The organism is uncultured Senegalimassilia sp. (genome assembly GCF_934636665.1).
GTDB lineage: Bacteria > Actinomycetota > Coriobacteriia > Coriobacteriales > Eggerthellaceae > Senegalimassilia.
Window position 1 is genome coordinate 81891 of sequence record NZ_CAKUAT010000010.1, and the last position, 14125, is coordinate 96015.

General features: G+C 63.2%; 11 protein-coding genes and 1 tRNA gene. 1 reads left to right on the plus strand and 11 read right to left on the minus strand.

From position 1 onward, the window contains the following. Positions 1 to 1647 carry a nickel-dependent hydrogenase large subunit gene (locus Q0G75_RS05545; protein WP_294415382.1) on the minus strand — a complete coding sequence of 549 codons (1647 nt, stop codon included), beginning with the start codon at positions 1645 to 1647 and terminating at the stop codon, positions 1 to 3. A gap of 3 nt (positions 1648 to 1650) precedes the next feature. After that, positions 1651 to 2931 (minus strand): hydrogenase small subunit, encoded by a 1281-nt coding sequence (locus Q0G75_RS05550; protein WP_294415380.1) that lies wholly within the window; start codon positions 2929 to 2931, stop codon positions 1651 to 1653. Between the two features lie 351 nt (positions 2932 to 3282). Between Q0G75_RS05550 and pheA the strand changes: the two genes are divergently transcribed. Then, complete coding sequence (pheA, locus tag Q0G75_RS05555; RefSeq protein WP_294415379.1) at positions 3283 to 4137, plus strand: prephenate dehydratase; 855 nt, start codon at positions 3283 to 3285, stop codon at positions 4135 to 4137. A 62-nt stretch (positions 4138 to 4199) separates the two neighbouring features. On the opposite strand, the gene Q0G75_RS05560 is transcribed toward pheA, so the two are convergent. From Q0G75_RS05560 to Q0G75_RS05600, 9 genes are all read right to left on the minus strand, one after another. Further along, entirely contained in the window at positions 4200 to 4778 is a 579-nt protein-coding gene (locus Q0G75_RS05560) for a manganese efflux pump MntP family protein (protein WP_294415377.1), read from the minus strand. 149 nt (positions 4779 to 4927) lie between these two features. Then, complete coding sequence (locus Q0G75_RS05565; RefSeq protein WP_365910791.1) at positions 4928 to 5821, minus strand: adenine glycosylase; 894 nt, start codon at positions 5819 to 5821, stop codon at positions 4928 to 4930. 2 nt (positions 5822 to 5823) lie between these two features. Then, a complete protein-coding gene (locus tag Q0G75_RS05570) occupies positions 5824 to 6345 on the minus strand; it encodes an Rrf2 family transcriptional regulator (RefSeq protein WP_294415376.1) in 522 nt (173 codons plus the stop codon). Then, a complete protein-coding gene (locus tag Q0G75_RS05575) occupies positions 6345 to 7907 on the minus strand; it encodes a hypothetical protein (protein ID WP_294415374.1) in 1563 nt (520 codons plus the stop codon). The genes Q0G75_RS05570 and Q0G75_RS05575 overlap by 1 nt, the downstream gene beginning before the upstream one ends. A gap of 325 nt (positions 7908 to 8232) precedes the next feature. Further along, positions 8233 to 8946 carry an HAD-IB family hydrolase gene (locus tag Q0G75_RS05580; protein ID WP_294415373.1) on the minus strand — a complete coding sequence of 238 codons (714 nt, stop codon included), beginning with the start codon at positions 8944 to 8946 and terminating at the stop codon, positions 8233 to 8235. Between the two features lie 51 nt (positions 8947 to 8997). Beyond that, a complete protein-coding gene (locus Q0G75_RS05585; RefSeq protein ID WP_294415371.1) occupies positions 8998 to 10863 on the minus strand; it encodes an ABC transporter ATP-binding protein in 1866 nt (621 codons plus the stop codon). Further along, positions 10860 to 13025, minus strand: a complete 2166-nt coding sequence (locus tag Q0G75_RS05590) for an ABC transporter ATP-binding protein (RefSeq protein ID WP_294415369.1) — start codon at positions 13023 to 13025, stop codon at positions 10860 to 10862. Before Q0G75_RS05590 ends, Q0G75_RS05585 begins: the two co-directional genes overlap by 4 nt. After that, positions 13016 to 13672 (minus strand): MarR family winged helix-turn-helix transcriptional regulator, encoded by a 657-nt coding sequence (locus tag Q0G75_RS05595; protein WP_294415367.1) that lies wholly within the window; start codon positions 13670 to 13672, stop codon positions 13016 to 13018. The genes Q0G75_RS05590 and Q0G75_RS05595 overlap by 10 nt, the downstream gene beginning before the upstream one ends. Before the next feature lie 375 nt (positions 13673 to 14047). Continuing rightward, positions 14048 to 14124: transfer RNA gene (locus Q0G75_RS05600), tRNA-Asp, on the minus strand. Position 14125: the final 1 nt, after the last annotated feature.

Consider the following 14125-nt stretch of genomic DNA (forward strand, 5'->3'; position numbering starts at 1 on the left):
CTACTTCACCCCCCAAGGGCTCGTGACGGTTTCGAAACGCTTGCCCGTGGCAGGCTCGGAGATATGGACCGAGCAGGCCGTGCAGGGGTCAAAGGAGTGCACCGTGCGCAGCGCGTTGATAGGCTTCTCAATGTCGCCCACCGGCACGCCGATCAGAGCCTCCTCGAGCGGACCATGCTGGCCCTTCTCGTTCTTCGGAGCCAGGTTCCACGTGGACGGGATGATGATCTGATAACCCTGGATCTTACCGTCCTTGACCGACTCGCTGTGGTAAAGGGCGCCACGCGGGGCCTCCCAGAAGCCGGAGCCTTCGCCAGTGGTGGTCTCAGGAGCGCGGAAGTACTCGGAGTCGCCGGACTTCACGGCCTCGATCAGCTCATCGACCCACTCCTTCATGCACGTGGCAATGTAGAGCGTCTCGATCTGGCGAATGGCGGTACGGCCGAGCGTGGACTGAGCCACGGACAGGTCGCCCTCATGGCCAAGGGCCTTGAGGAACGCATCCACGTGCTCCTTGATGAACGGCACGTTGCGTTTGTAAGCTGCCAGAATACGGGAAAGGCTGGTGGCCTCCATGGAGTTGCCGTTGTAGGACGGGCACTTCACCCAGGTGTAGCGATCGTTCACATTGTAGTCGGTGTACTCCGGCTCAGTGGTGAAGTTCGGCGCCTGATAGGTCTCGGAACCCTTGTACCAGGAACGGCCGACCCACTCGGCGATGGCCTTCTCGTCGGGCTCGGAAAGGTTGAGGTTCTCGTCAAGCACGCCGGAGGGCAGGTAGCGGTTGGACATCTTGAAGTCCTCGCGCTCGAAAACGCCCCAAGCGATGTAGCGACCCGGGCCCTTGCCGTACTCGAACGCATCGGCGTAGTACGGGGCGATAGCCAGCACGTCGGGGATCATGGTCGCCTCGACCCAGTTGTACAGCTCGTCAACCAGCAGCTTCAGGTCGTCGAGCTTCTGGTCGGTGGGCACGAAGGCCGTACCGCCCGGACGCAGGGTCATGACATGCGGCATCTTGCCGCCCAGCAGGGCGCTGATCTGAGAAGCCTTGGCCTGCATGCCCAGAGCCTCCAGGTAGTGGGCCGTGCAGATGAGGTCGAGCTCGGGCGGCAGCTTGAAGCCGGTGCCGTCCTCGGCATCGAACCAGTTGCCGCTGAAGATGGACAGCTGGCCGTTCTCGGCGAACTGGGACAGATGCTCCTTCAGGGCCACGAAGTCGCTGTTCATGGAAGTGCCGGCAGCACGAGCCAGGTCCATGGCGTCGGCCGGGTCGGCCTTCAGCGCGTTCAGCGGGTTGACGTAGTCAAGACCGGCCAGGTTGTAGAACCACAGGATGTGGCTGTGCAGGAACTGGGCGCCCTCGAGGATGTTGCGGATGATGCGGGCGTTGTTGGAGATGGTGATGCCGTAAGCCTTCTCAGCCGCGATGGAGCTGGCATGGGCGTGCGACACGGGGCAAACGCCGCAGATGCGCTGCACGATTTGGGCAGCGTCCTCGGGCGTGCGGTTCTCAACGACCAGCTCGATGCCGCGGAAGCAGCCACCGGATACCCAGGCGTCGGATACCTTGCCGTTCTCGACTTCCATCTCAACGCGCAGATGGCCCTCGATACGGGTTACGGGATCGATTACGGAACGCGTCATGGCTTACCTCCCTTCCTTGGTTGCATTGGGGTCGTCGTGACCGGTGTCTTCCTTGTACATCTTCTGGCGCTCGGCCTCGGACACCTCGTAGGTGCCCACGGACTTCTCGGGGTGCTTGGCATCCCAAGCGCGCTTCTTCTCGAAGTCCGCGCCGCCGTCCATACGGCCGGTGGCCTTCATGCCGAAGCCGTGCACCACGAGCGCTGCGGCAAGGATGCCGGTAACGCCCACGGCGATGGTGGTGGGCTGCACGTCCCAGTCGCCGATATGCAGGCTGCGATGACGCTTGATGAACGGGGTGTTAACCTCAACCCAGTTCTGGCCCGGGTCGTTGGGGTTGGCCTCGCAGCAGCCGATGCACGGGGCGCCGGCCTGGACGCACCAGCTGCGACGGTCGTTCCACATGACCACGCCGCAGTTGGACTTGGTCTGAGGACCGCGGCAGCCGAGCGGATACAGGCAGTAGCCCTTCTTCTCCTCTTCGGAACCGAATTCGTAGACGAACTCGCCGTTCTCGAAGTGGCCGCGACGCTCGCAGTTGTCATGGATGGTCTGGTTGAAGATGCCGGCCGGCTTGCCCTCGGAGTTGAGGTCCAGATCGGCGGGCTTGAGCTTCATGAGCACAACGTCGACGAGCACGCTGGTGAGCCACTCAGGGTTGGCCGGGCAGCCGGGGACGTTGACGACGGGCACGTTGATGCCGGCCTTCTTAAGGTACTGCTGCACGCCCATAGCGTCGGTGACGTTGGGCTTTGCGCCCATCCAACCGCCGTTGACGGCGCAGGAGCCCAGCGCGACCACGGCGTTGGCGTTCTTTGCGGCCTCGATCAGGTGCTCGGTGCCGGGCTTGCCAGCAACGCGCAGGGCGTTGCCGCCCCACTTCTCCTGAATCGCGCCTTCATAGATGAGGATGTAGTCGCCGGCCTCGATGGTCTGCTCCTTGGCCTCCTCCATGGAGTAGCCCGCTGCTGCGGACAGCGTCTCGGAGTAGTTCAGGGAGATCATGTCCAACACCACCTCTGCGGCGTTGGGCGTCTGAGCCTGGGCGAACGACTCGGTGCAGCCGGTGCAGGATGCGCCTTCGACCCAGATGACCGGGTAAAGGTTACCCTTCGTGGCGCCGATGACGGACGTCTCGAGAGCCTGGGCTACCTGCGGGACCGTCAACTGGGACAGCCCGGCGGCAGCGGCCACGGTACCGCACAACTTCATGAAGTCGCGACGGGTGACCCCCCTGGCCTCAAGCATGTTCGCGAACGCGGACATTGCGGCCTCTCCTTCCATACGCACACCTCCTTACAGGTGTATCTCGTCTGGCCTGTTTCCAGGCCCTTTTGCATATGGAGCAAAGATACGCAAAGAGCGCGCGGCCGATGCTCGGCTTACGCCGGCGATCGAGCTTGCGGCCTAGATGGCGCCGCACGCAACGCGACGGAAGGCGCGGGGCTTGCAGAACCCGAGCCTTCCGTCGTGAAACGCGCACGCGCGCCTTCGCCGATTGGGGATGAAATCGCAGACTTCCATCCCCAGTCGTCTCCACTCCTGTTCGTTATGTTATCACTCGCGCATTTTTATACAGAACCGTTATCATATCTTCGCAAGATAAATGAATAAATCTGCATGAAGGAGCTTCGCATGACCGCTGAACCCCCATCCGCATTCGCTTACCTGGGTCCCGCCGGAACCTATCACGACGAGGCTGCGCGCGCATTCGCCAAACGTTTGGGCATAGACGACCCGCAGCTTATCGAGTGCCCCTCGCTGTCCGAGGTGTTCGACTGCGTGGACCGCGGGAAATGCGAATATGGCGTGGTGGCCACGGAAAACGCGCTTGAAGGGCCGGTGACGGCCACGCTCGACAATTTCGCCTTCCGCTCGAGCGCCACCATCTTGGGCGAGCATGTGCTTGACATCCATCATTGCCTGATCATGCACCCCGAGGCCACCTTGGATGACGTGAAGACGGTCGCCAGCCATCCGCAGGGCCTGGCGCAGTGCCGCCGTTATCTCAACGACAACCTGCACGGCATCCCCACCGTCACCGTGGCATCCACCGCCGACAGCGCTCGCCGTGCGGCTGCCGACAAGTCGGTCGCCGGCATCGGCAACGCTTTCGCCGCGCAACTCTACGGCGCGCGCGTGGCCGAGAAAGGCATCGAGGACCACTTCGGCAACCAGACGTCGTTCGCGCTCATCGGCCGCCAGGGCCATGTCCCGGTGCTGACGGGCAGCAAGTTCAAGACTTCGCTGGCCCTGTTCCTGCAGGCAAACCGCCCCGGCGCGCTGCTCATGATCTTGTCCGAGTTCGCCTACGCCGGCATCAACCTGGTCAAGATCCAAAGCCGCCCCACCAAGCAGGCGCTCGGCGACTACATGTTCTTCGTGGACATCGAAGGCTCCACGCAAGACCTGGAGGTGCAAACCGCCCTGAACTGCCTGCGCCTGAAGCTGCGCGAAGTGAAGGTGCTCGGCAGCTACCCGGTGGAATAAGGCATCTATATATAGGTAGCGAAACGAAAGCGGCCGCTCCCAATGAGCGGCCGCTTCGCCGTTTAGAAGGCGATGACCCCGAGATGCTCGAGCAGGATCTTCGCGCCGATGAGGATGAGCACCACGCCGCCCGCGATGGTTGCGGGCTTCTCGAAGCGCGCGCCGAAGAAATGGCCCACGGCAACGCCCACGAAACTGAGGACGAAGGTGGTAACGCCGATGATGATCACGCTCGGCACGATGGCCACCTGCAGAAACGCGAACGTGATACCTACGGCAAGCGCATCGATGCTGGTTGCGATGGCCAACATGAGCAGCTCCTTGAGATCGAGCTTGGCGTCTTTCGCTTCCCCGTCTTCCCCGTCGTCCTCGTGGAATGCATCCCATAGCATCTTGCCGCCCACGAACGCCAGCAACGCGAACGCAATCCAGTGGTCGATGGGAGTGATAAGGCCGGCAAGCTGACTACCCAGCGCCCAGCCGACAAGGGGCATGAGCGCTTGGAACCCGCCGAAAAACAGCGAGATGACCACCGCCTGCCTCATGTTCAGGCGGCTCATGCCCAATCCCTTGCAAATGGAAACGGCGAAGGCATCCATGGAAAGCCCCACGCCGATCAAGAACAACTCAACGAACCCCACGATGACCCTCTCGTCTTGAACCCTACCCTCATCGAGCGCGTGAACCCGCGCCCCCGAACGGACGCATAACGCTACGTCCCCGAACTGTCCGAATCGCGACAATTCGTGGACGTAACGTTATGCGTCCGGAATTTGCGCGCCGCTATTCCTTATGCGAACAGACGGCCATCCTCCTGGCGAAAGAAGCCCTCCCGCTCCAGATCGGCGCAGATGCCGGCGAACAGCTGCGGATCGAGCGCATCCCGCCCGGCCGAGCGCTCCTCGGCATCCAAACGCGCCGCCGCCTGCTCGACGGCGATGCCCGGGCAGGCCAGCACGATGCGCACCAGGCACGCGCGCTTCTGCCGACGCGACCCCTCGAACGCCGACTGGCGCGTGTAATGTGCGCTTCGGCGCGAGGCGTTGCCCACCTGCGACTTCAGGTCCGCGCCCACGTCCAGCAGCGCGTAATACCACTGTCGAACCTGGCCCGCTTCAGGACAGCAAGCCGCCACCAAGGGTTCGAGCTGCTTGTCGGAGACCGCTTCGCAATCGGGGAACAGCGTATGGATGAACACCGTGCGCACGTTCGTCTCGATGTAGATGGCAGGTAGGTTGCGGGCGAAGGCGGTGACGCCGGCCGCCGTTGCCGGCCCAATGCCCGGCAGCTCACGAAGCTGGTCCACCGTTTCGGGCAGGCGACCGCCGAAACGCTGAGAGCATTCCTCGGCCGCGCGCTTGAGCGCCAGGGCGCGACGGTTATAGCCGAGCCCCTGCCATTCGGCCAGCACATCGGCCGGCGCGGCCGAAGCCAGCGCATCAGGGGAAGGGAACATACCCATCCAGCGCTCCCAGCGCCCCAGCACGCGTTTGACCTGCGTCTGCTGGAGCATGACCTCGCTCACCAGCACGCCGTAAGCGTCGTCGATGCTGCGCCACGGCAAGTCGCGATACAGCCGTCTTCCCTCGGAGAGCACATAACGGCAGAACTCGTCCTGAGACATAGCGGCGCCCGCGGGCCAAACCGCGGACGCCGCCAAATCGGCTATGCTTTTGCGCGCCACGCCTACGACTGCGCTTCCTCGATTGCCGGCTGAACGCCGCATCCGCCGCAGATATCCACCGGGCACGACATGCGCGCAGTGGGAGGCGCCGAATCGATGGCCTTCCTGATGACGGGATGCCGCCCGCCCTGTTCCATGAGCTCTTTGAGCGTGATGGAGTCGAAATAGCTGTTCAGCAGGCTGTCCGCACCCATCCACAACTTGTTGTACGAGCACCCTCCGCGACGCTTGCAATACTCGGCGTCCACCGCGCACAGCGAGACGCTGACCGGACCCTGCACCGCCTCGAGCACCTCGAGCAGCGTGATTTGAGCCGGGTCGCAATCAAGCGCAAGGCCGCCGCGCGCACCGCGCACCGTCTTGATAAGCCCGCCTTTCACCAGATCGTGCTGGATGCTGCGCGCAAACGCATACGGGATGTCCTCCTGCTCGGAGATATCGGCGACCGACACGTACGAGTCGCCGCTTTCGTATGCGGCCTCCAAGATGCGAAGCGCGTAATCGCAACGTCGCGTGATATCCATTACTGCCCGTCCCCCTTCAACAGGTCGTCCAAATGGTCGAGCTCCCTCCTAAAGTCATCGACCACCGCTTGCTCGAGCGCCTTGTACTCCGGCGAATCGAGCGGCTGGTATGCAGCCAGCTTATCGAACAGGTTGTCCGTAGTCACCGGGATGTAGCGCCGCTTGGTGAGGCTGTCCTTGTACGCTTCCTCGATGGCCTCGCGCGCCGCCATGTGCATGTCGAAACGCGGCATTCCCTGCGAGAACCTGACCAGCTGATCGCGGTCGACGCCGCGCACGGACGGGTGCTCGCGAGCGATCTCCATCCAAATGTCGGCTCGTTCCTTCTCGGTGGGATAGTCGATGTCCACCGCCGAGACCGGTCCCAGCAGATCGAAGAAATACGGGTCCACGTCGTTGCCGAGCGCCGAGGTGCACAACACGAACACGTCAGGGTCGTCGGCCGAGGAACGGATGAGGTTGACCGCCTCGCGCGCCCCGCGTGAAAGCGTGGACATGATCAGCCCGCCGATATCCTCGGGTTGATCGAATGCGGGCGCCGCCCACAGGTCGATGTCCTCGATGACGAGCACGGCCGGCTCCTCGAAGGCGTTGCGAGCTTGGTTGAGCTTGGGCTGGCGGTCGGCCTGGGCCATGACGCACAGCACGGGCATGCCCTGCATGTTCTCCTCCATGCGCATGCGCAGCACCGGAAGCCCCAGCTCGCCGCACGTGGCCATCATGAACTGGTTGGCGTCCTCACGTGCTGGGCTGCGAATGAGCAGCGCGTCGCACGCGGGCATGCGGTCAAGCCCATGGCGCACGTTGAGCTGGCGCACGAGCTGCTGGAACTCAGGGTCCTTCTGCATGCCGAGGCCGAGCGATCGCACCGAGCGAACCGCCTCGTCATAGCCCACGAGCTCCTTATAGGTGAGATGCTCGATGGGAGCGAGCACGGGCTGCGCAGCGGCAGCGGCGGGCGCGGGCTTTCCCGCAGGCGTCTGCGGCTTTTCGGACGGCGCCGGGCCGGCCGCCACAGGCCGCTCCCCCGCGGCATCCGCTCCAGCCGTCGGGGCCGCAGCGCTTGCAGCCGCGTCGCCTTCGGGCTTGCCGGCGTCGGCAGGCGCACCCGGAGCCGTGAGATGCTCCACGCGCAGCACACGCGGGCCGCCCTCGCCCATCATGTCCTGCGAAATCATGTCGGTCATATCCTCGAGCTCGTCACGTGACAGCCCGAACTCCTCGAGCTTGGCAAGGGCAAGCTCCTGCAGCTGATCCGCGCAGGCGGCCACCTCGTCGCTGGACAGGTACGGCTCCATGCGCTCGAATACGTATTCGGCAATGCTGCGCTCCTTCAGGGTGCACGCCAAACGCCATGCGCGCTTCAGGCCGGCAATGGCGGCTTCGGAGGGCACGGCGCCCTCGGCTGCCTGGCCGCGCTCGAACGCCGCCAGGTACAGATGCAGCGCCAGCATAAGGTTTCCCTGCTCAGCAGCCTGTTCAGCGCTGTTCAGGTATCCGGAAACGGAGCTGGACGGCTCATCGCTTCGGCTGGGCATATCGTTCATGTCGTTATCAAACATCGACCCAACCTCCTTCAAGTGTCAAAATAGCTATAGTTCGGTATCATTTTACCGGAAGCGGCTCCAATGCGGCCGCAAGCCAAGAAATCGAAACAAACCTGTCACCCGGGCAAGCAAAGACGAGCCCGCCATCCGGAGATGCCACGACGACCCCATCGGCAGAACACGCTGATAGAAGACGATTCTCCAACGCGCCGCGAAGCCCCCCATCACCCGTAAAACGCGAATAGCGAACCCCCAAGCGCTTCAGGAAATCCCATCGCCCAACAACGGGGACCCCGGCCCCAAGGCTGCGACCAGTCCGCGCGAGCTCACCCGAAGGCGTTTACCACTCCAGCACCTGATAGCCGCGTTCGCGGGCGGTACGCCCGAGCGGGCGGTCCGGGCATACGGCAAACCCCTGCTCAGCGCCGGCGAGCAGGGCGCGATCGGAGTGATGGTCGCCATAGGCCGCCACCAGCTCCCAGCCGCCTTCGCCCCACTTCGCGTTGGCGAAACGGCGCAGCTCAATCATCTTGCGGTCGCCTTCCACCGGCACCCCGTCCACCTCGCAGGCGTACGTGCCGTCATAGTTCACCTTCATGCGCGTGGAAATCTGATAATCGAAGGGCAGGTCGCGCATGGCACGTTCGATGATGGGCTCGAAGGTTGCCGATACGCATACCACCGCAACGCCCTGCTCATGCCATGCATCCATAGCCTGCCTGGCCTGCTCGCGCACATGCGGGGCCACGCATTCGTCATAGAAATCATGAAGAAAGGCGTCCACCTCAGCCTTGGACTTGCCGGCGAAGGCGCGGAACACCAGCCCGCGCACCCACGCCTCGCTCTGCGGCAGGCGCAACTTGTAGGCCGCGGCCCACAGCCCGATGCGCAGCAACACCGTGGGGTTGAGCATGCGCAGCTTCGCCAGATGCAGCACCAGCATGACGGGCGAGTTCCCGTCAAGCGAAGTGCCGTCGAAATCGAACGCGGCAAGCCGCACCGGGCCCTCCCCGATGCGGCTTGCCGTCTGCATTGCCTCTGATTGTGCGGTCATGTGCGCGCGCCTTCATCCCAAGCCGAGCCGAGCCGCGCGCCCCTCTGCACGCTACTCGCCTTCGACGCCGTCTTCCTCGAACTGAGAATTATACAGTTCAGCATACGCGCCGCCAAGGGAGAGAAGCTCCTCATGCGTGCCCTGCTCGACGATGTCACCATGCTGTAACACGCAGATGAGGTCGGCGTTTTTGATGGTAGACAGCCTGTGCGCGATCACGAACGACGTGCGGCCCGTCATCAGGTTGTCCATGGCCTTCTGGATGCGCTCCTCGGTTCGCGTGTCCACGCTTGAGGTTGCCTCGTCAAGGATGAGCATGCGCCTGTTGGCCAAGATGGCGCGGGCGATGGTGAGCAGCTGCCGCTGACCTGCACTGATGTTGCTGGCATCCTCGTTGATCACCGTGTCGTAGCCATGCGGCAGCGTGGTGATGAAATGGTGCACGTACGCCGCGCGCGCCGCAGCCTCCACCTCGGCGTCGGTAGCGTCGAGCTTGCCGTAGGCGATGTTGTCGCGCACCGTGCCGTTGAACAGCCACGTGTCCTGCAGCACCATACCGAACTGGTTGCGCACGTCGGTACGCGAGAACTCGCGGATATCGGTGCCGCCCAGGCGGATGGCGCCCGCGTCAACATCATAGAAGCGCATGAGCAGCTTGACCATGGTGGTCTTGCCCGCGCCGGTGGGGCCCACGAGCGCCACGGTCTGACCCTGGCGCACTTTCGCGGAGAAGTCGCCGATGACGGGCTTTTCGGGATCGTAACCGAAGCGCACGTGATCGAACTCCACGTCGCAATCCACGTCGGCGGCATTAGCCGTAGGCTTCTCCGCCTCAAGCTCGGGCTCCTCCAGGAAGGCGAAGATGCGCTCGGCTGCGGCAGCCATCTGCTGCAGCACGTTGCCCACCTGCGAGAGCTGCGTGATGGGCTGCGTGAAGTTTTTCACGTACTGGATGAACGCCTGGATGTCGCCGACGGTGATGACGCCTTGCACAGCCAGCACGCTGCCCGCCAGCGCCACGCCCACGTAGCCCAGATTCCCCACGAAGTTCATGATGGGCTGCATCAAGCCCGACAGGAATTGGGATTTCCAAGCGCTTTCGCAGAGTTTCGCGTTGGTCTTACCGAACGTCTCGGCCACCGCCTGCTCGCGATTGAACGCGCGCACGATGGCATGGCCGGAAAACGTCTCCTCTACCTGCCCGTTGATGGCGCCGAGCATGGCCTGCTGGGCCCTGAAGTGCTTCTGCGAGGCCTTCACCACGGTGAATATGAGCACCAAGGACACCGGCAGGATGAGCACGGTGATGCCCGTGAGCAGCGGGTTGATGGTCAGCATCATGATCACCACGCCCACGATGGTGGTTGCGGAGATGATGAGCTGCGTCACGCCCTGGTTGAGGCTTTGCCCGAGCGTATCCACGTCGTTGGTGATGCGCGAGAGCGTGTCGCCGGTGGAGTTGCGCTCGAAATATCCCACGGGCATGCGGTCGATCTTCTCGGCGATGGCGCGGCGCAGCCCGTAGCAGGTGCGCTGTGAAACGCTCGTCATCATCCAGCCCTGCACGAAGCTGCACGCCGCGCTGACCAGGTACAGCACCAGCGTCGCCGCGATGATGCCGGCGATGGCGTCGAAGTCGATGCCGCCGGTGCCGCCCACCTTCGCCACCAAGCCCTCGAACAGCTCCGTGGTGGCCTGCGAGAGCACCTTCGGGCCCACGATGTTGAACGCCGCCGAGCCGATGGCGAAGATGATGGCGAGCACGAGCGCCGCTTTGAACTGGCCCATGAAACGAACGAGCTTGCCGATGGAGCCCTTGAAGTCCTTCGCCTTCTCACCGGGCATCATGCGCGCGCCCGGCCCGTGCGGCCGGCGGCGTTGCGTGACCTTCTTCAGATCCTCGTTATTCGCGCTCATCTCGCATCACCTCCTTTCAGCTCTTCTTCCGATAGCTGCGACATGGCGATCTCGCGATACTCCTGACAGCTTTCCATCAGCTGCTCATGCGTGCCCACCCCCACGACGCGGCCGTCATCGAGCACCACGATCTGGTCTGCGTTGAGCACTGTGGAGATGCGCTGCGCCACGATGACCACGGTCTTCCCGCCCAAACGGCAGGAAAGCTCATGGCGAAGCGCGGCGTCGGTCTTGTAGTCGAGCGCGCTGAAACTGTCGTCGAACAGGTACGCGCGGGCATCGGTGGCAAGCGCGCGGGCGATGGCCAGGCGCTGGCGCTGACCGCCCGAGACGTTCGTGCCGCCTTGGGAGATGGGCGTTGCCAGCCCCTCGGGACGCTCAGCGATGAACTCGCCCGCCTGCGCCACGTCGGCGGCTGCGCGGATACGGTCCTCATCGGCATCGTCGACGCCATAGCCCACGTTCGAGGCTATGGTGCCGCTGAACAGAAACGCCGCCTGGGGCACATAGCCCAGCTGCGCGCGCAGGGCATGCTGGCCGACATCGCGCACATCCACACCATCGACGGTGATGCGGCCCGACGTGACGTCATGGAAGCGCTCCGCCAGCTTGAGCACCGTGGACTTGCCGCTGCCCGTGGAGCCGATAATGGCCGTGGTCTTGCCCGGTTCGCACGTGAAGCTGACGTCCTCGAGCACGCATTCGGCGCCGTCCGAGTACCTGAAGCTCACGTTCTCGAAGGCGATGCGCGCGCCCGGCAGCCCGTTAGCGCCGAGCAGCGCGTCCTTTGCGTTTCCGGGCTCGGGGTCGGCAATGGAGGGCTTGCATTCGAGCACCTCGTCGATGCGCTGGGCTGCCACGTCGGCGCGCGGCAGCATGATGGACAGCATGCCGATCATAAGAAAGCCCATGATGATGACCATGGAGTAGGTGATGAACGCGATGAGGTCGCCGGTTTGCAGGTTGCCCGCATCGATGGCGTGGCCGCCGAACCAGATGATGCCCACGGACACCAGGTTCATGATGAGCATCATGAGCGGCATCATGAAGGTCATCACGCGGTTGGTGAACAGCTGCGTCTTCATCAGGCGCATATTCGCCTCATCGAAGCGCGCCTCCTCGTGCTGCTCGCGGCCGAACGCACGGATGACCGGCAAGCCCGTGAGCAGCTCGCGGGAAACCAGGTTCACCCGGTCGATGAGCTTCTGCATGATCTTGAACTTGGGCATGGCAACCTTCATGAGCACGCCCATGACCGCCGCAATGGCCACAACCGCCGCGATGATGATCCAACCCATGGAAAGGTCGGTGCGCGCGATCATGATGATGCCGCCGATGGCCAGGATGGGCGCATAAAGCACCATGCGCAGCAGCATGACGGTGACCATCTGCACGAGCTGCACGTCGTTGGTGCCGCGCGTGATCAGCGACGCCGCGCTGAACGATTGGATCTCGGCATCGGAAAAGTTCACCACCTGGTTGAACAGGCGCTCGCGCAGGCTGCGGCCCACCTTGGCCGCGGTTCGCGACGATAAAAAGCCCACCATGACGGCGATGACCATGCCGAGTGCGGCAAGGCCGAGCATCTTCGCGCCGGTTGCCACCAGGTAGTCCATCTGCATGGCATCAAGGTCGTAGCCTAGCTGCTCGTACTCGGCGCGAGCCGCGGCCAAACCCTGCTGCGCGATAAGCGTATCGGCCATATCGCCCATGGATTCACGCGCACGATCGAGCATGGTCTGGATGTCGGCCTTCCCGATTATGCCCTGGTCGTATGCGACTTTCACCTGGTCAAGGTCCAGCTCGGCGATTTGATCGGCATAGCAGGTCACCGTCATGGGCAGCGCCATGGCGTCATCAAGCGCCGCACGATCGCGCTTGCCGGACTCCGTCAGCGCATACGTACCGTCTTCGTTTTGCGCATAAGCGTCGGCGAACATCTGCTCATCGGACTCGGGGAGCATCATGGCCACCAGGTCATGGGTGCGCTCGGTGAGCTGCTCGGCAGCCACATCTTGCACGCCCTGCTGCTGGATGCCCGTATCGACGATGTCGGAGGTGTAGTTGGGCAGCGCCAGGTCGCATGCCGCCTGCACGCACAGCAGCACCACGATCAGCAGCACCACCAGCTTGTGCTGGGCAAGGTTCTTGATTATGCGCACGGCGCGCCCCCTTCCGCGGAAGCGGTTTGCGAAGATGAGCCTACCACGGAAGCGGGGTCGTCTGCGACCACGTCTGCGCTATCGGTACCCGCCCCGGAAGCGAAGCTCGTACCGGCATGATCGGCGTTTGCAGCGGAAGCGGGGCTTGCATCAGCGCTCGTTACCGGGCAGCCAGCTTGCGCGCAGCCGTTCTGCTGCGCCGGCGCCGCCTCGCAAGCGGGGAAATCCGCCAGGCGCTCAACGATGCGCACGAGATGCTCGGCATCTTCGGGGCCGAGATAGGTGAGCACCTTGTCGATCATCTGCTCATGCAACTCGCGACCGCGTGCGCTGAAGGCACGGCCATCCTCGGTAAGATGCACCGTGACCGCACGGCTATCGCCCTTGTCGCGTTGACGCGTGATAAGGCCCTTCTCCTCAAGAGATTTCAAGGTCTGGGACACGGCGCTCGGAGTTGCCTGTCCGCACTTGGCGATATCGCCGGATCGGACCTTCCTCCCCTCGCCCTCAAGGCGGGAAACCGCCATGATCGCGTACATCTCCGCCGACGTGATGCCTTTGGGCGTCGGCGGCTCTTGACGTTGCTTTCGCATTCGAGCTGCGGCATCGAACAAGCGACGACGCAATCCAGCTGCGGTATCGTCCACGCGAATCTCCTTTCGTTACTGAATTGTTTAGGTGCTTAATGTTTAGCCCCTAAACCATAGCACGAGCTAAGGAGTTTCAATCGAAGCATTGAAAGTATGTTGGAAAGTCCATATGCCGTATCCGCCAAGCTGCCGGAAACATAGGCGCTTGGGGAAGCGAAGGAAAGCGACAAGGCGAGAGCTCCGTTCGTGGGAGCGAACGTAAGCGACGCGCCCGTCGTCTGACGGTTTCCCGCCCCTATTGATGCTCGGAGGTCAAGGCAAGCAACGTGCCCATCGGCCGCATACCCTCACCTTGGTTAATGCTCAACGGCTACAGCGAACAAACCCGAGAATACAAAAAGCCCAGCCAAATGGCTGGGCTTGAACAATCGATGGCGGGATGTACGAGACTTGAACTCGCGACCTCCGACGTGACAGGCCGGCGCTCTAACCAACTGAGCTAACACCCCA

Excerpts from the sequence above, each read along its gene's own strand:
- Q0G75_RS05585 (WP_294415371.1), bottom strand. The coding sequence starts at position 10,863 with ATGAGCGCGAATAACGAGGATCTGAAGAAGGTCACGCAACGCCGCCGG.
- Q0G75_RS05580 (WP_294415373.1), bottom strand. The coding sequence starts at position 8,946 with ATGACCGCACAATCAGAGGCAATGCAGACGGCAAGCCGCATCGGGGAG.
- Q0G75_RS05575 (WP_294415374.1), bottom strand. The coding sequence starts at position 7,907 with ATGTTTGATAACGACATGAACGATATGCCCAGCCGAAGCGATGAGCCG.
- Q0G75_RS05570 (WP_294415376.1), bottom strand. The coding sequence starts at position 6,345 with ATGGATATCACGCGACGTTGCGATTACGCGCTTCGCATCTTGGAGGCC.
- Q0G75_RS05550 (WP_294415380.1), bottom strand. The coding sequence starts at position 2,931 with ATGGAAGGAGAGGCCGCAATGTCCGCGTTCGCGAACATGCTTGAGGCC.
- pheA (WP_294415379.1), top strand. The coding sequence starts at position 3,283 with ATGACCGCTGAACCCCCATCCGCATTCGCTTACCTGGGTCCCGCCGGA.
- Q0G75_RS05545 (WP_294415382.1), bottom strand. The coding sequence starts at position 1,647 with ATGACGCGTTCCGTAATCGATCCCGTAACCCGTATCGAGGGCCATCTG.